The organism is Puerhibacterium sp. TATVAM-FAB25 (assembly GCF_046535855.1).
Lineage (GTDB): Bacteria > Actinomycetota > Actinomycetes > Actinomycetales > Cellulomonadaceae > Puerhibacterium > Puerhibacterium variabilis_A.
The window spans coordinates 186,788-209,001 of the sequence record NZ_JAXUAK010000003.1; the positions used below are offsets into that span (position 1 = coordinate 186,788).

The window sequence follows — 22,214 nt, forward strand, 5'->3', positions numbered from 1 at the left end:
CCAGCGGCGATCCTACGCGGGCGACCGGCGGGACCGCGGTGGGGCCCGCCGAGGCCCCGTGGAGGTTCGGCGGAGGTCCGGCCCGGCGCGCGGCCCACGCGAGGCGACCCACGCGAGGCGGCCCGGCGACCGGACCTGCCGGCTCAGCGGTCGGCGAACCAGCGACGCGGCAGGAAGGCCGCCACGCCCCACAGGAGGAGGCCGCCGTAGGTCCACACGAGGCCCTCGACCGTCGCGGGCACGAGCACGTCGCCCCCGGGCCCCTCGACGGAGAGCGCCTGCACCGCCACGAGCCAGCCGACCGCGGCCGCGAGCAGGGTCCCGTAGCCCGCCCACGCGCGGGCGAGCACCGCCGTCGACGCGGTGAGCGCCAGCGCGAGCACGAGCCCGGCCGGCAGGCCCTCCCACGCGGTGAGGTGGGAGACGGTGCCGAGCGCGCCGAGCACGGCGCCCAGCACGAGCGCCAGCAGGGTGCGGGCGAGGACGCCGAGCACGTCGGCCGCGCCGCGCGGACGGCGGGCGCCCGACGCGTCGCCGTGCGCGGCCGCCGCCTCGTGCCGGGTGCCGGGGTGCTGGTCGCCGCTCATCGCGCCGAGCCTACCGAGCGCCGCGGGGCCGGGCCGACGGTGTACGTCTCGCGGGCGCGCAGCGGCGCCAGGACGCCGTTGGACAGCGCGTACCAGCCCAGCACGCCCGCCGTGCGCAGGGCGTCCGAGCCGGCCGCCTGGGCGTGCTGCACCTGCGTGGCGTGCGCCCGCAGCGCGGCCAGCACGCGCCCGAGCACCGGCGCGGTCTCGACGGCGACGACGTCACCGAGCGCGGCGGCGGGCCGGGCCACCGGCGGCAGCGCCTCGTCGGGGTCGGCGAACGTGAGACCGGCGCGGGCGGCGAGGGACCGGGCGGCCTCGTCGGCGGCCAGGGCGCGGCGCGCCGCACGCACGTGGGCCTCGGGGGCGACCGCCTGCCACAGGGCCGCGGTCCACGGCTCGCCGGGCAGGGGCCGCCCGGCCACCCGTGCGGCGGGGTCGGCGGCGAGCTCGAGGGCCCGCACGGTGACCTCGTGCGCCCGCACGTGGTCCGGGTGGCCGTAGCCGCCGCCGGGCTCGTAGGTGGCGACGACGGCGGGCCGCCGCTCGCGCACGACGACGGCGAGACGGGCGGCGGCGTCGTCGAGCGGCACGCGTGCGAACCCGGACGTCGCCGCCGGGTCGGGCCCCGCGATGCCGGGCGCCACCCACGCCATGCCGGAGTCCTCGAAGAGGACGTCGCCCCCGGGCGCCGCAAGACCGGGGACCGCGACGCGGTCAAGGTACACGTGGGCGACCGCCGCGGCGTCCCCGCCGCCCAGCGCGGCCAGCGCCGCGGCGAGCTCGCCCTCCCGGTGGGTGGCCAGCTTCGGCCCGTCGCCCTCGAGGTGCCCCAGGCCCTCCGACGTCGTGCCGGGCAGGGCGATCACCTCGCCGCGCTCGCCGCGCGTGCAGGTCACCACGGTGACCGGCAGGCCGGCCGCCGCCCACGTCGCGAGCAGCGCGCCGCTCGTCAGCGTCTCGTCGTCGGGGTGGGCGTGCACGGCGAGCAGCCCGCCCGCGGGCTCCAGGCTGTGCGCCGGGGCGGAGACGCCGGGACCCGGGTTCCCGGGCGTACCGGCGTGCGGATACGCCCGGGCACCCGGGTCTCGGCGGGACGTCACCTGCGGGTCAGCCGCGGCGGGCGCGCGAGGCGGCGCGGGCGCGCTCGGAGGCGTCCAGCACCACCTTGCGGATGCGCACGAACTCCGGCGTCACCTCGACGCACTCGTCCTCCTGCGCGAACTCGAGGGACTCCTCGAGCGTGAGCTTGCGCGGCGGGACGAGGTTCTCGAACGTGTCGGCCGTCGAGGACCGCATGTTCGTGAGCTTCTTCTCCTTGGTGATGTTGACGTCCATGTCCTCGTTGCGGGAGTTCTCGCCGACGATCATGCCCTCGTAGACCTCCTGGGTGGGGTCGACGAAGAACGAGCCGCGCTCCTGCAGGTTGATCATGGCGTACGGCGTCACCACGCCGGCGCGGTCCGCGACCAGCGAGCCGGTGTTGCGGGACTCGATCGGGCCCGCCCACGGCTCGTAGCCCTCGGAGATCGACGACGCGATGCCGGTGCCGCGGGTCTCGGTGAGGAACCGGGTGCGGAAGCCGATGAGGCCGCGCGCCGGGACCATGAACTCCATGCGCACCCAGCCGGTGCCGTGGTTGCTCATGGTCTCCATGCGGCCCTTGCGCTGGGCGAGCAGCTGCGTGACCGCGCCGAGGTACTCCTCCGGCACGTCGATCGTCATGCGCTCCATCGGCTCCATGACCTTGCCGTCGACCGTCTTGGTGACGACCTGCGGCTTGCCGACGGTGAGCTCGAAGCCCTCGCGGCGCATCTGCTCGACGAGGATCGCCAGCGCGAGCTCGCCGCGGCCCTGGACCTCCCACGCGTCGGGGCGCTCGGTCGGGAGCACCTTGAGCGACACGTTGCCGATGAGCTCGGCGTCGAGGCGGTCCTTGACCTGGCGGGCGGTGACCTTGTGGCCCTTGCCGCCCTTGCCGGCCAGCGGCGAGGTGTTGATGCCGATCGTCATCGAGATCGCCGGGTCGTCGACCGTGATGAGCGGCAGCGGGCGCGGGTCGTTCAGGTCGGTGAGCGTCTCGCCGATCATGATGTCGGCGATGCCGGCGACGGCCACGATGTCGCCCGGGCCGGCGGACTCGGCGGGCACGCGGTCCAGCGCCTTGGTCTCGAGCAGCTCGGTGATCTTCACCGTCGTCAGCGTGCCGTCGTGGCGGGCCCACGCGACCTGCTGGCCCTTGTGCAGGGTGCCGTTGAAGATGCGCAGCAGCGCGAGGCGGCCGAGGAACGGCGAGGCGTCGAGGTTGGTGACGTGCGCCTGCAGCGGCATCGACTCGTCGTAGGTCGGCGCCGGGATCTTCTCGAGGATCGTCGCGAACAGCGGCTCGAGGTTGTCGTTGTCCGGCAGGCCGCCGTCCGCGGGCTGGTTCGTCGAGGCGGCACCCACCTTGGCGGCGGCGTACACGACCGGCACGTCGAGGATGGCGTCGAGGTCGAGGTCCGGCACCTCGTCGGCCAGGTCGGAGGCCAGGCCGAGCAGCAGGTCGGTGGTCTCGCCGACGACCTCGGTGATGCGCGAGTCGGGGCGGTCGACCTTGTTCACGACGACGATGACCGGCAGCTTCGCGGCCAGCGCCTTGCGCAGCACGAAGCGGGTCTGCGGCAGCGGGCCCTCGGAGGCGTCCACGAGCAGCACGACGCCGTCGACCATCGACAGGCCGCGCTCGACCTCGCCGCCGAAGTCGGCGTGGCCCGGGGTGTCGATGACGTTGATCGTGATGCCGTCGGGCTCGCCGTGCGCCGCCGCCGACGGGCCGGTGTACCGGACCGCCGTGTTCTTGGCGAGGATCGTGATGCCCTTCTCGCGCTCGAGGTCGCCGGAGTCCATGACCCGGTCCTCGACGTGCTGGTGGGCGCCGAACGCGCCGGCCTGCTTGAGCATCGCGTCGACGAGCGTCGTCTTGCCGTGGTCGACGTGCGCCACGATCGCCACGTTGCGCAGGTCGGAGCGGACGGCGCGGGCCGTGGCGGTGTCGGTGGACACGGTCATGGAAGGACTTCTCGATTCGAGTCGGAGGCGGGGAGCCGTCGCGAGCGGTGCCGATCGGGTCGGGTCGCTACGTCGCAGCCCTCCCATCTTACCGGGTCCTGCCCGGACGGGTCCCGTAGACCTCGTCACACGACGACGGCGGCCGCCCCCCGGAGGGGACGGCCGCCGTCGCGGCGTGCGCAGCGTGCTCGGACCGGCGTCAGGCCGCCGGCGGCGCGACCCCCAGGTCGAGGTCGCGACCCGGGATCGCGGCGAGCAGGTCCTGGGTGTACTGCTCCTTGGGGTGCTCGAACACCTCGTCCGTCGAGGCGTGCTCGACGACCCGGCCGTCCTGCATCACGACGACGGTGTCGGCGATCTGCCGCACCACCGCCAGGTCGTGGGTGATGAACAGGTAGGACAGGCCCAGGTCCCGCTGCAGCTCGCCGAGCAGCTCGAGGATCTGCGCCTGGACCAGCACGTCGAGCGCGGAGACCGCCTCGTCGAGCACGATCACCTCGGGGTTGAGCGCCAGGGCGCGCGCGATCGCGATGCGCTGGCGCTGGCCGCCCGAGAGCTCGTTCGGGAAGCGCCGCATGGCCGACGCCGGCAGCGCCACCATGTCGAGGAGCTCGCGCACCCGCGCCTCGCGCTCGGTCTTCGAGCCGACCTTGTGCAGGCGCAGCGGCTCCTCGATCGACCGGAAGATCGACATCATCGGGTCCAGGGACCCGTACGGGTTCTGGAACACCGGCTGCACGCGGCGCCGGAAGGCGAACTGCTCCTTCGGCGACAGCTTCGCGACGTCGACGCCGTCGAACTCCACCGTGCCGGACGTGGGCTCGAGCAGGCCGAGGACCATGTTGGCCGCGGTGGACTTGCCGGAGCCCGACTCCCCCACCAGCGCCAGCGTGCGCCCGCGCCCGAGCGTGAAGCTCACGTCGTCGACGGCCTTGAAGTCGGTGGACGCGCCGGGGCGCGACCCGCGGATCTTGAAGACCTTGGTGAGGTTCTTCGCGACCACGACGGCGTCCTCGCCCGGCACCTTCTCGGCGTCGGCGTGCTGGGCGAGCAGCTCGACCGCCTCCACGCCCGCCTCGCGCGCCTCCTCGATGCGCCGCGCGCTCAGCGACGGCGCCGAGGCGACCAGCCGCTGGGTGTACGGGTGCTGCGGGGAGGTGAGGATCTGGCGCGCCGGGCCGGACTCGACGACCCGGCCCTTGTACATCACCACGAGGTGCTCGGCGCGCTCGGCGGCCAGGCCCAGGTCGTGCGTGATGAACAGGACGGCGGTGCCGAGGTCGGCGGTCAGGGTCTCGAGGTGGTCGAGGATCTGCCGCTGCACGGTGACGTCGAGGGCCGAGGTCGGCTCGTCCGCGATGAGCAGCTTCGGGCGGGCGGCCAGGCCGATCGCGATGAGCGAGCGCTGGCGCATGCCGCCCGAGAACTCGTGCGGGTACTGCCGCGCCCGGCGCTCGGTGTCCTTGAGACCCGCCTCGGCGAGGAGGCCGGCGACGCGCTCGCGGCGCTCCGCCTTGGTGCCCTCGAAGCCGTTGGCCTTGAGGGCCTCCTCGACCTGGGTGCCGATCCGCCACACGGGGTTGAGGTTGGACATCGGGTCCTGCGGCACCATGCCGATCTCGCGGCCGCGCAGGTCCTCCATCGCCTTGCGGTCGACGCCGACGAGCTCGCGCCCGTCGAAGACGATCGAGCCACCGGTGATCGTGCCGGTGCCCGGCAGCAGGTCGATGATCGCGTGCGCGGTGGTGGACTTGCCCGAGCCGGACTCGCCCACGATGGCGACGGACTGGCCGGGGTACACCGTGAGGTTCGCGCCGCGGACGGCCTTCACCTCGCCGGCACCCGTGGTGAACGCGACCTCGAGGTCGCGGATCTCCAGCAGCGGCTGGTCGGTGGCGCGGGAGGCCGCGCCCTGCGTCTCCGGCTCCTGGCCGGTCAGGGGGATCTGCGTCGTCATCGCTTGCGAGCCTTCGGGTCGAGGGCGTCGCGCACCACGTCGCCCATCATGATGAAGCCGAGCACGGTGATCGCCAGGGCCCCGGCCGGGTAGAACAGGACGTCGGCGTTGGTGCGGATCGAGCCCTGACCCTTCGAGATGTCACCGCCCCAGGACACGACCGACGGGGGCAGGCCGATGCCGAGGAAGCTCAGCGTGGCCTCGGCGACGATGAACGTGCCGAGCGCCACCGTGGCGTAGACGATGATCGGCGCGGCCGAGTTGAGCAGCACGTGGCGGAACAGGATCCCCGCCTTGCTCATGCCGAGCGCCCGCGCGGCCGTGACGAACTCGTTGTTCTTCACGCTCATGACCGCGCCGCGGGTGATGCGGGCGATCTGCGTCCAGCCGAACGACGCGAGCACGATGGCGACGGTCAGCGCCGTGCGGTTCGTGGTGACGCTCATGATCACGATGGCGGCGAGCACCAGCGGGATGGCGAAGAAGATGTCCGTGATGCGCGACAGGATCGAGTCGAGCAGGCCGCCGTAGTAGCCGGCGAGCGCGCCGAGCAGACCGCCGACCACGACGACGATGACCGTCGTCAGGACGCCGACCAGGACCGAGGCGCGGGCGCCGTACATGACGCGCGAGTAGATGTCGCAGCCCTGGCGGTCGTAACCGAACCAGTGCCCGGGCTGCGGGCCGTCGAACGAGCTCGCCAGCACGCAGTACTTGGGGTCCACGCTGGTGAACAGGCCCGGGAACGCCGCCACGGTCACCACGAGCAGGATGACGGCGGCGGAGATCCAGAACAGCGGGCGACGGCGCATGTCGCGCCAGGCGTCGCGCCAGAGGCTCGAGGGGCGCTCGTCGGTGTCCACGGCGTCGACGGCGGCGACGGTGACGACGTCGGGCGCGGCGACGAAGTGCTCCTGGCCGCGGCGCGGGGTGTAGGGGCGGTTCTCAGGCATAGCGGATCCTCGGGTCCAGGGCTGCGTACAGCAGGTCGACCAGCAGGTTGGCGACGATGTACACGAGCACCAGCACGGTGGTCATGGACACCACGGTGACGTTCTCACCGCGGAGGATGGCGTCGTAGAGCGTGCCGCCGACACCGTGGATGTTGAAGATGCCCTCCGTGACGATGGCGCCGCCCATGAGCGCGCCGAGGTCGCCGCCGAGGAAGGTCACCACCGGGATCAGGGAGTTGCGCAGCACGTGGCGGCCGGTGACCTGGCCGCGGCTCAGGCCGCGGGCACGGGCGGTCCGCACGTAGTCGGCGCTGAGGTTCTCCGCCACCGACGTGCGCGTCAGGCGCAGCACGTACGCGAACGACGTCGCGCCGAGCACGATCGCCGGCAGCAGCAGGGAGACGAAGTCGGGGTCTCGTCCCGCGGTGACGGGCAGCCACCCGAGCTTGATGCCCACGACGAACTGCAGCACGAAGCCGAGCACGAAGATCGGCACCGCGATGACGACGAGGCTGACCACCAGGGCGGTGGCGTCGAACCACTTGCCCTTGCGCAGGCCGGCGATCAGGCCGACGCCGACGCCCAGCACGGCCTCGAAGACCAGCGCCATGACGGCCAGCTGGAAGGTGACGGGGATCGCCTCGGCGATGACGTCGGTCACCTCGCGGCCCGTGAAGGTCACGCCGAGGTTCAGGGTGAAGATGCCCTTGAGGAACAGCAGGTACTGGACGAGGAACGGCTCGTCCAGGTTGTAGCGGGCCCGGATCGCCTCCTGGACCGACTCCGCGAGGCCCCGTTCGCCGCCGAGCGCGGCCACGGGGTCACCGGGGCGCAGGAACACGAGGGCGTACAGGAGCAGGGTGGCCCCCAGGAACACAGGGATCACCTGCAGGAACCTGCGGCCGATGTACCACAGCATTGATTCGTTCTCCTCGCTCGGTCCGGTCGGCGACCGGACGCGGGGAGGCGGGGTGCGCGCACGGCACACCCCGCCTCACCTTGCGGCAGATCCTAGGCCTCCCGTCGGGGGCGGGCGAACCGCATCCCGACGGCGGGCGTCACTCGGCCTTGGTGACCTGGTACAGGATCGGGTCCGAGTCCCAGCCGAACTCGACGTTGTCGACGTTCTCGCTCCAGCCGCCGGTGGCGTTGGAGTACCACAGCGGGATGCCGGGCAGGGTCTGGAAGAGGATCTCCTCGGCCTGCTTGTACAGCTCCGTGGCCTCCTCCGGGGTGCTGGCGCCGTTCGCCTCGGAGAGCTTGGCGTCGAAGTCGGCGTTCGACCACTGGCCGTCGTTCGAGCCGGCACCCGTGCCGTAGATCGGGCCGAGGAAGTTGCTCATGGCCGGGTAGTCGGCCTGCCAGCCGGCGCGGAACATGCCGGGCACCTCGCCGTTGTCACGAGCGTCGAGGAACTCGTCGAACGTCGGGTACGGGTAGAACTCGCAGTCGATGCCAAGCACGTTCTTGATGCTGTTGCACGTGGCGTCGACCCAGGTCTGGTGGTCCGAGTCGGCGTTCGACGCGATCTGCAGCTTGTAGTCCGCGGGGACCGGCGAGATCTCCTCGGCCTGCGCCCACAGCTCCTTGGCCTTGGCCTCGTCGAACTCGAGCACCTCGTTGCCCGGGATCTCCTCGGTCCAGCCGTCGATCACCGGCGAGGTGAAGTCGGTGGCCGGGGTGCGCGAGCCGGCGAACACCGTCTCGGTGATCTCCTCGCGGTTGATCGCGTGGGAGATCGCCTGGCGGCGCAGCAGGCCGGCCTCGCCCTGGAACTCCTCGAGCCACTCCGGCACGGTCATCGTCTGGATGACGGCGGACGGCTGGTTGACGGCGCGGCCCGCGAGGTCGTCCTCGAAGGTCTGGAAGGCCGACGAGGGGACGTTCTTGATGATGTCGAGGTTGCCGTCCAGGAGGTCGTTGTACGCCGTGTCCTCCTGCGTGTAGGCGATCAGCTCGAGGCCGCCGTTCTGCGGCGTGCGCTCACCGGCGTAGTCCTCGTTCGGGACCAGCGTGATGGCCTCGTTGTGAGCCCACTCCTCGAGCTTGTACGGGCCGTTGCCGACCGGGTTCTCGCCGAAGGCCTCGGTGTCCTCGTAGAAGGACTCGGGCAGCGGGAAGAACGCCGCGTAGCCCAGGCGGGTCGGGAAGTCCGACTCCGGCTGCGTGAGCTTGACGACCAGGGTGGTCTCGTCCTCGGCGGTCAGGCCGCCGGCCTCGATGAGCGAGGAGTCCTCGTCGTACGAGAAGCCCTGGATCGGCTCGAAGAAGTACGAGAGGTTCTGGGCGTTCGACAGGGTCGCGCCCCAGTCCCAGGCCTTCGCGAAGCTCTCGGCGGTGACCGGCGTGCCGTCGGTGAACGTCCAGCCGTCCTTGAGCTTGATCGTCCACGTCTGGTTGTCGTCCGACTCGATCGACTCGGCGACCTCGTTGTGGACCGAGCCGTCGGCGCCGTAGTACACCAGGCCGGCGAAGAGGTTCTGGATGGCCGTCGAGCCGTTGGTCTCGTTGGTCATCGTGGGGATGAGCGGGTTCTGCGGCTCACCGTTGGAGACGGTGATCACGCCCGTGCTCGCGCCGCCGGCGCTGGACTCGTCCGAGCCCTCGCCGGAGCCCGACGAGCAGGCCGTGAGTGCGAGCGCGCCGGCGACGATGAACGTCGTCACGCCGGCATAACGCCTGATCTTCATGTGTGTCCTCCGAGAAGGGGCAGCGGCACGCTGCTGCCGTCGTCCGGGCGTCCCGCACCGTGGACGGTACGAGGCCGCTCTTGGTCCGCCATGCGGACTGCCCGAGCGTATGCCCAGCCGAGAGACAAGTGTCCGGTTCCTGCCGATTTCCGTACCGACCGTTATCGACTCGGTATGCGGAAGTAACAGGCTCTTCACGACGCCGAGCGGCGTCGCAAGGCCAGAAGCGTAGCCGTCGCGGCCAGAAACGCTAAACGCCCCGGTCAGTGGCCTGTCGCACACCTCGGTCGGCACCTTCCCGCGGCGCCGGCCCCTCCCCCGGACGCGCCGACCTGCACGCGACGACCCGGACGCGACGAGGGGCGGCGGGATCGCTCCCGCCGCCCCTCGCCCGCACCGGTCGGACCGTCAGGCCTTGGTGTCGACCTCGTCGGCCTCCGCGCCGGCGCCCGTGGCGCTGGCGCCGCCCGCCGCACCGTTCGTCGCGCCGTCCGGCGTCGCGCCGCCCGGGACCCCGTCCTCGGGCTCGGGCTCGGCCACCGGCTCGGGGTCGGGCGCCGGCACGGTGCGCAGCTCGAACGGCTCACCGTCGTGCCGGTCGACGGCGCTCGCCACGCTCTCGACCAGCACCTGGCGCGCGAGCTGGCCCTGGATCATCATCGGGTCGCGCGAGAGGTCGCGCCAGAGCGCGGCGCACAGCACGAGCATCACGACGACGAACGGCAGCGCCGACACGATCGTGATGTTCTTCAGGCCGTTGAGCGCCGCCGCCGGGTCGTCGCCGCCGGCGAGCAGCATGACGGCCGCCACCGCGCCGGTGGCCACGCCCCAGAAGACGACGGACCTGCGCGACGGCTCGGCGGCGCCGTGCTCCGAGAGCCCGCCCATGACGATCGAGGCCGAGTCGGCGCCCGTGACGAAGAAGATCGCCACGAGCAGCACCGCCAGCACCATGAGCACCACGGTCACCCAGGACGGGACGGACAGCGCGCCCAGGGTGGTGAACAGGATCGTGTCGAAGTTGATGTCCGGCACGCCCTCGACGACCTGCGCCAGCGCAGCCCCGCGGTCCCCCTGCTCCTGCGCCCGCTCCTGGATCCCGATGGCACCGCCGCCGAAGATCGCGAACCAGATCGTGGAGACGACGGACGGGACGAGCAGCACGCCCGTGACGAACTGACGGATCGTGCGGCCCCGCGAGATGCGGGCGATGAACAGGCCGACGAACGGCGTCCACGAGATCCACCACGCCCAGTAGAAGATCGTCCAGCTGGACATCCAGGCGGCGAGGGACTCGTCGCCGGCGGCGGCCGTGCGCGAGGCCATCTGCGGCAGGTCGCCGATGAAGGCGCCGATCGCGTCGGGCAGCACGTTGAGGATGAACAGCGTCGGGCCGCCGACGAACACGATGAGGGCCAGCAGCAGGGCCAGCACCATGTTGATGTTGGACAGCCACTGGATGCCGCGCTCGATGCCCGACGCCGCCGAGATGACGAACAGCGCCGTGAGCACGGCGATGACGACGACCAGCACCGACGTGCCGACCGTCTCCATGACGCCGGTCTCCTGCAGACCACCGCCGATCTGCAGCGCGCCGAGGCCCAGCGAGCACGCGGAGCCGAACAGCGTCGCGAGGATGGCGAGCACGTTGATGACGCGCCCGCCCCAGCCGTTGACGACCCGCTCGCCGAACAGCGACGTGAACATCGAGGAGAACAGCTGCGTGCGGCCGAGACGGTACGTGCCGTACGCCATGCCGAGACCGACGATCGCGTACATCGCCCACGGGTACAGCGTCCAGTGGAACAGCGTGGTGCCCATGGCCGTGGCGAGCGCCTCGGGCGTCTGCCCCTCGACGGTCCCGGGCGGGGGCGACATGTAGAAGTACAGCGGCTCCCCGACGCCGTAGAAGATCAGGCCGATGCCCATGCCCGTCGCGAACATCATCGCGATCCACGACGAGGTGCGGAACTGCGGCGACTCGTCGTCCTTGCCGAGCGGGATGCGCCCGAACCGGCTGGCGGCCACCACGATGACGAAGATCGTGAACGCCGTGGCGGCGATGACGAACAGCCAGCCGAAGTTGGTGATGGTGCCGTCGAGGGCCGACGTCGCGACCGCGCCGAGGCCGTCGGGGCTCACGAAGCCCCACACGACGAAGGCGACGGCGGCCGCGGCGGCCACCCCGAAGACGATCCAGTCGGTGCCGGTGGACCGCGGGGCGCGCGGCCTGCGGGCGGTCGACTTCTTGAGGGTCTCGATCAGCGATCTGGTCGTTTCTGGATTGCTCATGATCCCCGGCAGCCACGGTGATTCTCTGGTGGTGCAGCCGCCTCTAGCGTCCTTTCCCTGACGATCACGTGAATTACCGGTGGAGAACCGTAGCACGGGGTAAAGAACGGCGGCGGAATGTGGCAAGGATCGCGCTCGGCGGCGGGATCGATGCGGTCGTCGCGACCTGGGCCGGCTCGGCGGGCGGCGCCACGGTCCACGCTGCCACGCTCCGGCCCCGTCCGCGCCCCGGAGGACCCGTGCGTGGCCCTGCTACCGTCGTCACGATGAGCCCGGCACCGCCGCCGACCGACGCCGCCGTCGTGCTGCTGCTGCCCTTCGCGGGCCGCTGGCTCGTGGAGAACAGCCCCGCCCGCCGGGTCCCGAGCCACGGCACCGACCTCATGGGCACGCGCTGGGCGATCGACTTCGTCGGCGTCGACGAGCGGCACCGCACCGCTCCGGCCGGCGGCTGGCGCGCCGCCCTCGCCACCGAGCCGCCCGAGCGCTTCGTCGGGTGGGGCCGGCCCGTGCTGGCGCCCGCCGACGGCGTGGTCGTCCGCACGCACGACGGCGAGCCCGACCACGAGGCGCGACGCTCGGCGCTCACCCTGGTGCCCTACGCCCTGGGCCAGGGCGCACGGCTGCGGCGAGGGCCGGCGGCGCTCGCGGGCAACTACGTCACCCTCGCCGCGGCCGGCGCGTACGTCACGCTCGTCCACCTGCAGCGCGGGTCGCTGCAGGTGCGGCCGGGTGAGGCCGTCGTCGCCGGGCAGCCGCTCGGCCGGTGCGGGAACTCGGGCAGCTCGACCCAGCCGCACGTGCACGTCCAGGTCAACGACGGCCCCGACGCCTCCGTCGCGCGGGCGCTGCCGCTCGCGTTCCGCGGGTACGCCGAGTGGCTCCGCGGGCACCCCGAGCCGCACGAGCGCGCCGTCGGCGTGCCGGCCGAGGGCGCCGTCGTCGCGCCCCTGCCGCAGCGGCGGTGACCGCCCCGCCGGTCACTGCCCCGCGGCCACCCGGGTGGCGACGGGGACGCCCGACGACCGCGGCAGGGCCAGCGCGGCGGCGAGGCCGACGCAGCCGATGACGGCGAGGGCGGCCACCGCGAGGCCGTAGGCCCGCTGCGGGGTGGCGGCGATGCCGGCGACGAGGATCGTCCCCGCGACGGCCGTGCCGAGCGACGAGCCGAGGTTGGACACGCTGCGCGAGAGGCCCGAGATCTCGCCCTGCTCGTGCTCCGGGAAGGCGGACTGCACGATGTTGACGGACGGCGTCAGCATGGTGCCCAGGCCCACGCCGACGAGGAAGAGCCCCGGCACGACCGCCCACGCCGACGCGGCGCCGGGCGCCATCAGCAGGAGCAGCACCACGCCGGCGACGGTGACGACGAACCCGGCGACGATGAGGGTGCGCTGGGGCGAGCGCCGCGCGAGGCGTTCCGCGGCCAGGGAGGCGCCCAGGAGCCCGACCGTGGTGGCCGAGAAGATGACGCCGGTCTCGATCGCTCCGTAGCCACGAACCACCTGGAGGTAGGCCGCGACGGTGAAGGACAGCCCGCTGAGCAGCAGCCACTGGGCGTTCTGCGTGATCATCCCGAGGTTCGAGGTGCGGTTGCGGAACAGGCTCAGCGAGAGCAGCGGCTCCCTGCCGGCCCGCTCCTTGGCGCGTGTGGCGAGCAGGAACCACGCGAGCACGAGGGCGCCCGCCGCGATCAGCGCGAGGCACAGCCAGAGGTTGTCGTCGGCCGCCATGATGCCCATGACCAGCAGCACCAGGCCGACGGCGGACAGGACGGCGCCGCCGAGGTCGAACGGCCGCTGCGGCTCGGCGGGCAGCGGGTCCTCGATGCGCCGGCCGAGCAGCACGATGACGACGATGACGAGCGCCTGGAACACGAAGGCCGCCCGCCAGCTGACGGCCGAGGTGATCACGCCGCCGATGAGCGGCCCGGCCGCACCGCCGACGCCGCCGGCGGCGCTGACGATGCCGAAGGCCTTCGCGCGGGACACCGTCGTCGTGAACAGCAGGGTGACCAGCACGTACACCGGTGGGATGAGCAGCGCCGTGCCCACGCCCTCCAGCAGCGAGTTGCCGAGGATCAGGACCGGCAGCCCGGGCGAGACCGCGCTGATCACCGCCCCGACGCCGTACACGCTCAGCCCGACGAGGAAGCACCGCTTGCGGCCGTAGCGGTCGGTGAGCTTCCCGCCGGGGATCATGAGGGCGGCCATGACCAGCAGGAAGAGCGTGATCGACAGCTGCACGCCCTGCACGGTGGTGTCCAGGTCGCGGCTGATGTCGTTGATCATCACCGTCATGTTCGAGCCGGCGAAGCTGCAGATGAACTGCGCGAGCGCGAGCGGCACGAGCGCCCGGCGCAGCGCGGACGACGTCGCCTGCCCGGTCCCGGGACCCACCTGAGCGTCCATGGGTCCCAGCCTCCCGACGGTGCCTCGCGGGGGATCACCCGCCGGGGGTGATCCCCCGGTGCGGGGCCGACCGGAGCGTGTGGGCTATGGACTATCCCCTCATCGCCGACCACGGGCTGATCGGTGACCTGCAGACCTCCGCCCTCGTCGCCACCGACGGCACCGTCGACTGGTTCTGCGCGCCACGGTTCGACTCGCCTAGCGTCTTCGGCGCGCTCCTCGACCACCAGCGCGGTGGTCACCTCAGCACCCGTCCCACCGTCGGGGCGGTCACCCGCACCCAGGCCTACTTCCCGGACACCGCGGTGCTGGTCACGCGCTTCATGACCGAGGCGGGGGTCGGCGAGGTCGTCGACTTCATGCCGGTCGACCACCCGGAGGTCGCCACCGACGCGCACCGGCTGGTGCGGATCGTGCGGTGCGTCCGCGGCGAGATCACCTTCGCCGTCGAGATCGCCCCGCGGTTCGACTACGGCCGCGCCGCGCACCGCACCTCCCTGACCGAGACCGGCGCCGTGTTCGAGAGCGACGGGGCGTCCCTGACCGCGCACCTGGTCCGCGAGGAGGGCGACGGCGCCCGGGCCCAGGTGGACGCCGGCGACGGCGTCGTGCGCGCGGAGCTCACCCTGCGGGCGGGCGAGGTGCGCGGGCTGGTGCTGGAGGCCGGCACGGCTCCCCGGCCCGCGCGGCTGGTGCGGCCTGCCGAGGTCCAGCAGATGTTCGACGAGACCGTCGCGTTCTGGACGCGGTGGCTGGGCCGGTCGACGTACCGCGGTCGCTGGCGGGAGATGCTGCACCGGTCCGCGATCACGCTGAAGCTCATGACCTACGCGCCCACCGGGGCGCTCGTCGCCGCCCCGACGGCGGGCCTGCCGGAGCAGATCGGCGGCGAGCGGAACTGGGACTACCGCTACACGTGGATCCGCGACGCGTCGTTCTCCGTGTACTCGCTGCTCGGCCTGGGCTTCACCGAGGAGGCCGCCGCGCTCGGGGGCTGGCTGCGCGACCGCGTCAAGGAGCAGCAGGGCGGCAAGACCGGTCCGCTGAACATCATGTACCGCATCGACGGCTCGCCCGACCTCACCGAGGAGGTGCTCGAGCACTGGGAGGGCTACCGCGGGTCCGCGCCGGTGCGCATCGGCAACGGCGCGGCCGACCAGCTGCAGCTCGACATCTACGGCGAGGCGCTGGACAGCGTGTACTTCGCCGCCCAGCACGGGCTCGCGGGCGGGTACGAGGGGTGGCTCGCGGTGTGCGAGCTGCTGGACTGGCTCACCGACAACTGGGACCGGCCCGAGGAGGGCATCTGGGAGACCCGGGGCGGGCGGCAGAACTTCACCTACGGCCGGGTGATGAGCTGGGTCGCGCTCGACCGGGGCATCCGCCTCGCCACCGACCACGGCCGCCCGGCGCCGCTGGACCGCTGGCGCACCCAGCGGGACGCGATCTACGCGCAGGTGATGGAGCGCGGCTGGCACCCGGGGCGCGGCGCGTTCGTGCAGCACTACGACACCGACGTCCTCGACTCGGCGCTCCTGCGGATGTCGACCACGGGCTTCATCGCGCCGACCGACCCGCGCTGGGTCTCGACGCTGGCCGCGATGGACGGCGAGCTGGTCACCGACAGCCTGGTCTACCGGTACGACCCGGCGGCCTCCCCGGACGGGCTGCGCGGCAGCGAGGGCACGTTCTCCCTGTGCACCTTCGCCTACGTCGACTCCCTGGCCCGCAGCGGCCAGCTCGGCAAGGCGCGCGTCATCTTCGAGAAGATGCTCACCTACGCCAACCACCTGGGGCTGTACTCCGAGGAGATCGCCCTGACCGGCGAGCAGATCGGCAACTTCCCGCAGGCGTTCACGCACCTGGCCCTGATCGACGCGGCGCTCACCCTCGACCGGCTGCTCGAGAAGCAGGCGCCGTGAGGCGACGGCCGCGCACCGGTGCCCCGGCTCGCGGCCACCGCTGAGGACCCGGGGCGCGCCCCGCACCCGTCGGCGTGAAAAGTCCTGCCGCGGGCAGGTGTGGCGCGGCTCCGGCCGGAGTAGTGTCGGAATTGCTCCGGCCACGGACCGCCTCAGGACACCGCGGTCCCCCGACGAGCACACGCGATGTCGCGAGCCGCTCCGCGCCCGCCCCCGCCGAGGTCCCACGACGCGCCATCCTGCCCGCCGGCATGACGCGAAGCGGCCGCACCGACCTCGAGCGCTCGACCTACTGGGAACGCACTCCGCGACGTCTACTGGGAACGCACTCCGCGACGTCGCCTCAAGCCACCCCCGGCTGACCTGCGACAACGCCTCGCAGGTTCGAGTGGCGAGTCACCTGGCTGGATGCGAGCGTGACGCCCGCTGAGGTTCTGCCGCACACGAACGGAGCACTCCATGGCTACATCTGGCACGCGGGGTACGCCCGGCCGCAACGTCGAGCACGACACCCGTCGGGCGAAGATGACCGGGCTGGCGGTCGCCGCCGTCGGCATCGTCATCTTCAACGTCGCGCCGTTCTTCAACTGGGTGAACCCCGAGGAGGACGCCGACCCCCGCACCGGGTACGAGACCGACTCGCTCGTCCCCTTCATCGCCTACCTGGGCCTGGGCCTGCTGATCGCCCTGGTCTACGCGGCCCGGCGCGCGCGCCGCGGGCAGCACCGCGGTCTGACGCTCGTGACGATGGCCGTCGGCATCGCCGCGACCCTGCAGTGCCTGGCCTTCGGGATCAACCCGATGGGCGGCCTCGAGCGCGGCGACAACCTCGGCGTCGACATCGGCGTCTGGATCGGCCTGATCGGCGCCCTGCTGTGGGCCGTCGGCGCCTTCCTGCTCGCCAAGGAGATCGAGGGCGACGACGAGCGCCGCGACGCCTACGGCTACGACCGCTCCGACCGCGGCACCGCCGGCCTCTGACAGGTCCCGGCAACGCGAGGAGGGGGCGGCCGCCGGCCGCCCCCTCCTCGTGCGACGCGCAGGACGGCCCCCGGGGGAGGCGCCGGCCGGCACGGCCGCCTCACACGTTGAAGCGGAACTCCACGACGTCGCCGTCCTGCATGACGTAGTCCTTGCCCTCGACGCGGGCCTTGCCGGCGGAGCGGGCCGCCGCGACGGAGCCGGCCTCGACGAGGTCGTCGAACGAGATGACCTCGGCCTTGATGAAGCCGCGCTCGAAGTCGGTGTGGATGACGCCGGCGGCCTGCGGGGCCGTCCAGCCCTGGTGGATCGTCCAGGCGCGCGACTCCTTGGGTCCCGCGGTGAGGAAGGTCTGCAGTCCCAGGGTGTCGAAGCCGACGCGGGCGAGCTGGTCGAGCCCGGACTCCTCCTGCCCCGTGGACTCGAGCATCTCCCGCGCCTCGTCCGGCTCGAGCTCGACGAGCTCGGCCTCGAACTTGGCGTCCAGGAAGATCGCCTGGGCGGGCGCGACGAGCTCGCGCAGGGCGGCCTGCCGCTCCGCGTCGGCCAGCCCGGCGTCGTCGGTGTTGAAGACGTAGATGAACGGCTTGGCCGTCATGAGCTGCAGCGACGCGACGTCGGCGAGGTCGAGGCCCTCGGCCGCCGCGCCCTGGAACAGGGTGGTGCCCGCCTCCAGGATGCGCTGCGCCGTGCGCGCCGCCTCGAGGAACGCGGCGTCGCCCTTCTTGATCTTGACCTCCTTCTCGAGGCGCGGCAGCGCCTTCTCGAGGGTCTGGAGGTCGGCGAGGATCAGCTCGGTCGAGATCGTCTCGATGTCGCCCGGGGCGTCCACGGAGCCCTCGACGCGCACCACGTCGGGGTCGTCGAAGACGCGCGTCACCTGGCAGATCGCGTCCGCCTCGCGGATGTTCGCGAGGAACTTGTTGCCGAGGCCCTCGCCCTCGCTCGCGCCCTTGACGATGCCCGCGATGTCGACGAACGAGACCGTGGCCGGCAGCGTCCGCTCGCTGGCGAACAGCTCCGCCAGCCTGTCGAGCCGCGGGTCCGGCAGCGGCACCACCCCCACGTTGGGCTCGATGGTGGCGAACGGGTAGTTCGCCGCGAGCACCTGGTTGCGGGTCAGGGCGTTGAAGAGGGTGGACTTGCCGACGTTGGGCAGGCCGACGATGCCGATGGTGAGAGCCACGTCGCGACAGTCTACGGGTCGGGCGCCCGGCGTCGTCAGGCGTACGACAGCACGCGCTGCAGCAGCTCCGGCGCCCGCCGGTCGTAGGCGCGGGCGCCCCAGCGCACGCCGAGCACGAGCACGACGGCTCCCACGGCCGGGCCGACGACCAGCGTGACCCAGCCGAGCGCGGCGCTGGGCAGCAGGATCGTGAAGAGCGCCAGGGCGAACGCCGGCAGCGACAGCACGAACGTGGCCAGGCCGGCGACGCCCTGCGCGACCATCGTCGCGCCGACGGCGCCCTGGGGCTGCTTGAACGGGCTCTCCCCCGGCTTGGGCACCGGGTACAGCCAGTGGGCGGACACCGCGCTCGACACCCCGGTCGACAGCGCGAGCGTGCCCAGGCTGAGCCCCAGCAGCGCCGGCAGGTCGGTCCAGCGCCCGGACAGCCCGGCCGACAGGACCGCGAAGACCACCACGAGCGGCGTGCCGGCCACGAGCACCGGCAGCGCACGGCCCCAGCGGTCGGTGCGCCCGGTCGTGCCCGTGGCCACGTGCAGCGCGAAGGCGGTGTGGTCGTAGGCGATGTCGTTGGAGACGCTGAAGCCGAGCACCCAGGCGGTCAGCGGCGCGAGGATCAGCATCACCGCCATGCCCGGCCCCTCCCCGGCGGTCTGCCCGGCGAAGGCCAGCACCACCGGCAGCAGCGGGATGATCGCGATCGACGCGGAGTAGCGCGGGTCGCGCAGCCAGTAGGTCGCGGCGCGGGCGGCCACGGCGCCCGTCGGGGTGGCCGGGACGCGGTCGAACCAGCCCAGGCCCTTGCCGCGCGCACCCTTCGCGCCGCCCTCGGCCGGCGTCTCCAGCGTGCGGGCCAGCGCGCGGTCCCACACCCACCACGCCAGCGCCAGGGTGGCCAGGAGCACGGCGAGGCGGCCGGCGGCGGCGCCCCAGTCGCCGTCCTGGACGGCGGCCGGCACGCCCCAGGGCGCGCCGAGCGGCGTCCAGCCGACGACGTCGGCCAGGTCGGTGAGCAGCGCGCGCACGGCGTCGGCGTCGGTGGCGCCGTCGCCGAGGCGGCGGCTGAACCACCCGATCGCGGGCCCGGCGAGCATGATCGGGACGAAGGCCGCGACGGTGAGCACCTCGCGCGAGCGCCGCGACTCCAGCAGCGGCGCGAGCAGCGTGGTCAGCGCGCGCGAGCCGACGACGCACAGCGCCAGGGCGCCCACGGCGCCCACGGCGGCGGCCACCAGGGTCAGCGGCGAGCGCCACCACGCCAGCGTGACGCCGAGCACCGCGAGCGCCGTGGCGATGCCCGGCACGGAGACCACCCCGCCGGCGGCGAGGCCGGCCAGCAGGCGCCGGCGCGGGATCGGGTAGGTGACGAAGCGGTGCGGGTCGAGCGTCGCGTCCACGCCGTAGGCGAAGACGGGCACCACGAGCCAGCCCAGCACCAGCACGGCGCCGCCGAGGACCAGCGCCGGGGCCACCAGCCCCGGGTCGGTCGTGCCGAGCGCCACGGCACCCACCACGACGAGCGCGACGAGCGACAGCGCGTACAGCGAGCCGAGGACGACGCCGACCGTCTGCCAGACGCTGCGCCGGTACCCGTTGACCAGGAGGGTCAGCTTGAGGCGGACGAGCTGCGCAACCACGCCAGGCCCTCTCCCTCGATCCGACCGCCGACGAGCGCGACGAACCGGTCCTCCAGGCTCTGCCCGCCGCGCACCTCGTCGACCGTGCCGGAGGCGAGCACGTGCCCGCCGGCGATGACGGCCACGTGCGAGCACATCCGCTGGACGAGGTCCATGACGTGGCTGGAGACGACCACGGTGCCGCCGTCGCCGACGTAGGCGTGCAGGATGTCGCGGATGTTGGCGGCGCTGACCGGGTCGACGGCCTCGAACGGCTCGTCGAGCACGAGCACCCGCGGCGCGTGGATCAGCGCCGTGGCGAGGGCGACCTTCTTGGTCATGCCGGCGGAGTAGTCGACGACGAACGTGTCGCGGTCGCCGAGCAGGTCCATCGCGCGCAGCAGGTCCTCGGTGCGCTCGGCCACCGTGGCGCGGTCCATCCCCCGCAGCAGGCCGGCGTAGGTGATGAGCTGGGCGCCGGTGAGCCGGTCGAAGAGGCGCACGCCGTCCGGCAGCACCCCGAGCCGGGCCTTGGCCGCCACCGTGTCCGCCCACATGTCCGTACCGAGCACGGTCGCGACGCCGAAGTCCGGCCGCAGCAGGCCCGTGGCCATGGACAGGGTGGTGGTCTTGCCGGCGCCGTTGGGCCCGACGAGGCCGTAGAAGGAGCCGGCGGGGACGTCGAGGTCGACGCCGGCGACGGCGATCTTCTGCCCGAAGCGCTTCCACAGGCCGCGCAGCGACAGGGCGGCGGCGGGGTCGGGCGGCGTGGGCTGCTGGGGGCCGGCCAGGGTCGCGGGGTGCGGTGGTCCGGGCGGCGGCGTGGGGGCGGTCAGGGGGATCACCTTCTCGTCGTGGGGCCGTCTCGACCCTATCGAGGCGGCTCGCCGCCCTGGTGGCGGGCGCGCCGGAGGATCGCGCTGTCGGTGGGCCGTGCCACCCTGGCCGCATGACGACGACCTGGATCTTGCTGCTGCTGGGCGCCCTCGCGGTGGGCGTCCTGGTCGGCTGGCTCGTGGCCGCCAACCGCGCGTCGGCCGAGCGCCGCTCGGCCGACATCGAGCTGGCGCGCGGGCACGCCGACCTGGAGGCCGCCCGCCGTGAGACGGCGGGCCTGCGCGAGCAGCTCGACCTGGCGCGCGACGACGCCCAGCGCCGGCTGGCGGAGGCGCAGGCCCAGGCGGAGCGCCGGGTCGCCGAGGTGCGCGAGGAGGCCGAGCGCCAGGTGCGCGAGGCCAAGGAGGACGCCGAGGCCACCGCGCGCCGCTTCAAGGCCGTGGCGGGCGACGTGCTGCAGGCCAGCCAGCAGCAGTTCCTCGAGCTGGCCGACCAGCGGCTGCGCGCCAGCACCGTCAAGAACGAGGAGGTGCTCGCCCAGCGCGAGCAGGCCTTCCGCGCGCTGGTGGACCCGCTGAGCAAGGCCGTCGAGAAGGTCCGCGCCGAGGTGGCCGAGGCCGAGAAGGCCCGGGTCGAGGGGCAGTCCACGCTCGGCGAGCACCTGCGCCAGCTCGCCACCGCGAACGAGCAGCTGCGCACCGGCACCAGCGAGCTGGTCACCGCCCTGCGCTCCTCGCAGACGCGCGGCGCGTGGGGCGAGCTGCAGCTGCGCCGCGTGGTCGAGGCCGCGGGCATGCTGAGCCGGGTCGACTTCACCGAGCAGGCGCAGGTGTCCACCGACGACGGCCTGCTGCGCCCGGACATGGTGGTCCACCTGGCCGGCGGCAAGCACGTGGTGGTCGACTCCAAGGTCGCGTTCCTCGGCTACCTGGAGGCGCAGCAGACCGGGGACGCCGACTACCGCGAGCAGCGCCTGGACGCGCACGTGCGGCACATGAAGAAGCACGTCGACGACCTGGCGAGCAAGAGGTACTGGGACCAGTTCTCCCCCGCGCCCGAGTTCGTGGTCATGTTCGTGCCGGCCGAGGCGTTCCTGTCGGCCGCCGTGGAGCGCGAGCCGGACCTGCTCGAGTACGCCGTGAGCAAGAACGTGGTCGTGGCCACCCCGATGACGATGGTCGCGCTGCTGCGCACGGTCGCCTACGCGTGGCGGCAGGAGGCGCTGGCGGAGAACGCCCAGAAGGTGCTCACCGTCGGCAAGGAGCTCTACTCCCGCCTGGTGACGATGACCGGCCACATCACCAAGACGGGCCGCGCGCTGGAGACGGCGACCAAGAGCTACAACTCGATGATCGGCTCGCTCGAGCGCAACGTGCTCACCTCGGCCCGCCGGATGGTCGAGCTCGACGTCGTCGACGAGAAGGACCTGGTCGAGGAGGTCCGCGGGATCGAGGAGGTGCCACGGCCCATCACCAAGCCCGAGCTGCTGGCGGCCGAGGACGAGCGCGTCGTCGCCATCGACACGGTGGCCGTGAGCGAGCGCCGCGTCACCGTCGCGGGCGGCGCCTCCGCCGAGGTCGAGGCCCTCGCCGCCGCCGACCAGCGGGCGCTGGAGGCGCAGGGCGAGCGGTCCGACGGCGAGGCCGCCGCGGGCTGACGCCCGCCCCCCAGGACACCAGAAGGCCCGGCCCTCGAGAAGAGGAGGCCGGGCCTTCTGGTGTGCCGCCGGCG

16 protein-coding genes are annotated in these 22,214 nt (G+C 73.0%); 4 read left to right on the plus strand and 12 right to left on the minus strand.

Annotation, left to right across the window (positions count from 1 at the left end; all coding sequences use genetic code 11):
• Nucleotides 1-143: 143 nt before the first annotated feature.
• The 8 genes from U5M74_RS04905 to U5M74_RS04940 all read right to left on the minus strand — a co-directional run bounded on the left by U5M74_RS04905 (nucleotide 144) and on the right by U5M74_RS04940 (nucleotide 11,530).
• Nucleotides 144-587 (minus strand): DUF6113 family protein, encoded by a 444-nt coding sequence (locus U5M74_RS04905; RefSeq protein WP_410906678.1) that lies wholly within the window; start codon nucleotides 585-587, stop codon nucleotides 144-146.
• Entirely contained in the window at nucleotides 584-1,570 is a 987-nt protein-coding gene (locus U5M74_RS04910; RefSeq protein WP_410906680.1) for a PIG-L family deacetylase, read from the minus strand. The genes U5M74_RS04905 and U5M74_RS04910 overlap by 4 nt, the downstream gene beginning before the upstream one ends.
• Nucleotides 1,571-1,697: 127 nt before the next feature.
• The gene (gene typA / locus U5M74_RS04915; protein ID WP_410906682.1) at nucleotides 1,698-3,638 is read right to left on the minus strand and encodes a translational GTPase TypA; all 1,941 of its coding nucleotides are present in this window, start codon (nucleotides 3,636-3,638) and stop codon (nucleotides 1,698-1,700) included.
• 199 nt (nucleotides 3,639-3,837) lie between these two features.
• Nucleotides 3,838-5,595 (minus strand): dipeptide ABC transporter ATP-binding protein, encoded by a 1,758-nt coding sequence (locus U5M74_RS04920; protein WP_410906684.1) that lies wholly within the window; start codon nucleotides 5,593-5,595, stop codon nucleotides 3,838-3,840.
• Complete coding sequence (locus tag U5M74_RS04925; RefSeq protein WP_410906686.1) at nucleotides 5,592-6,548, minus strand: ABC transporter permease; 957 nt, start codon at nucleotides 6,546-6,548, stop codon at nucleotides 5,592-5,594. Before U5M74_RS04925 ends, U5M74_RS04920 begins: the two co-directional genes overlap by 4 nt.
• A complete protein-coding gene (locus U5M74_RS04930) occupies nucleotides 6,541-7,467 on the minus strand; it encodes an ABC transporter permease (RefSeq protein WP_069982685.1) in 927 nt (308 codons plus the stop codon). The genes U5M74_RS04925 and U5M74_RS04930 overlap by 8 nt, the downstream gene beginning before the upstream one ends.
• Before the next feature lie 139 nt (nucleotides 7,468-7,606).
• The gene (locus tag U5M74_RS04935; RefSeq protein ID WP_410906688.1) at nucleotides 7,607-9,238 is read right to left on the minus strand and encodes an ABC transporter substrate-binding protein; all 1,632 of its coding nucleotides are present in this window, start codon (nucleotides 9,236-9,238) and stop codon (nucleotides 7,607-7,609) included.
• Nucleotides 9,239-9,646: 408 nt separating this feature from the next.
• Nucleotides 9,647-11,530, minus strand: a complete 1,884-nt coding sequence (locus U5M74_RS04940) for a BCCT family transporter (protein ID WP_410906690.1) — start codon at nucleotides 11,528-11,530, stop codon at nucleotides 9,647-9,649.
• A gap of 266 nt (nucleotides 11,531-11,796) precedes the next feature.
• Here U5M74_RS04940 and U5M74_RS04945 point away from each other — a divergent pair, with 266 nt between their 5' ends.
• Complete coding sequence (locus tag U5M74_RS04945; protein ID WP_410906692.1) at nucleotides 11,797-12,498, plus strand: M23 family metallopeptidase; 702 nt, start codon at nucleotides 11,797-11,799, stop codon at nucleotides 12,496-12,498.
• Between the two features lie 12 nt (nucleotides 12,499-12,510).
• On the opposite strand, the gene U5M74_RS04950 is transcribed toward U5M74_RS04945, so the two are convergent.
• Nucleotides 12,511-13,941, minus strand: a complete 1,431-nt coding sequence (locus U5M74_RS04950; RefSeq protein ID WP_410906694.1) for an MFS transporter — start codon at nucleotides 13,939-13,941, stop codon at nucleotides 12,511-12,513.
• An 86-nt stretch (nucleotides 13,942-14,027) separates the two neighbouring features.
• Between U5M74_RS04950 and U5M74_RS04955 the strand changes: the two genes are divergently transcribed.
• Nucleotides 14,028-15,863, plus strand: coding sequence for a glycoside hydrolase family 15 protein (locus tag U5M74_RS04955; protein WP_410906696.1), 1,836 nt, complete (start codon nucleotides 14,028-14,030; stop codon nucleotides 15,861-15,863).
• Nucleotides 15,864-16,322: 459 nt separating this feature from the next.
• Nucleotides 16,323-16,844, plus strand: coding sequence for a hypothetical protein (locus U5M74_RS04960; protein WP_410906698.1), 522 nt, complete (start codon nucleotides 16,323-16,325; stop codon nucleotides 16,842-16,844).
• Nucleotides 16,845-16,944: 100 nt separating this feature from the next.
• Here the strand turns inward: U5M74_RS04960 and ychF are convergent, their stop codons facing one another.
• From ychF to U5M74_RS04975, 3 genes are read right to left on the minus strand one after another with little or no spacing between them, the layout of a single operon-like run.
• Nucleotides 16,945-18,030, minus strand: a complete 1,086-nt coding sequence (gene ychF, locus U5M74_RS04965) for a redox-regulated ATPase YchF (protein ID WP_410906700.1) — start codon at nucleotides 18,028-18,030, stop codon at nucleotides 16,945-16,947.
• 35 nt (nucleotides 18,031-18,065) lie between these two features.
• Nucleotides 18,066-19,667: a hypothetical protein gene (locus U5M74_RS04970; RefSeq protein WP_410906702.1), complete on the minus strand. Its 1,602-nt coding sequence runs from the start codon at nucleotides 19,665-19,667 to the stop codon at nucleotides 18,066-18,068.
• The gene (locus U5M74_RS04975; RefSeq protein ID WP_410906872.1) at nucleotides 19,637-20,482 is read right to left on the minus strand and encodes an ABC transporter ATP-binding protein; all 846 of its coding nucleotides are present in this window, start codon (nucleotides 20,480-20,482) and stop codon (nucleotides 19,637-19,639) included. Before U5M74_RS04975 ends, U5M74_RS04970 begins: the two co-directional genes overlap by 31 nt.
• Nucleotides 20,483-20,595: 113 nt before the next feature.
• Between U5M74_RS04975 and rmuC the strand changes: the two genes are divergently transcribed.
• The gene (gene rmuC / locus U5M74_RS04980; protein WP_410906704.1) at nucleotides 20,596-22,140 is read left to right on the plus strand and encodes a DNA recombination protein RmuC; all 1,545 of its coding nucleotides are present in this window, start codon (nucleotides 20,596-20,598) and stop codon (nucleotides 22,138-22,140) included.
• The last annotated feature ends 74 nt before the right edge of the window (nucleotides 22,141-22,214 follow it).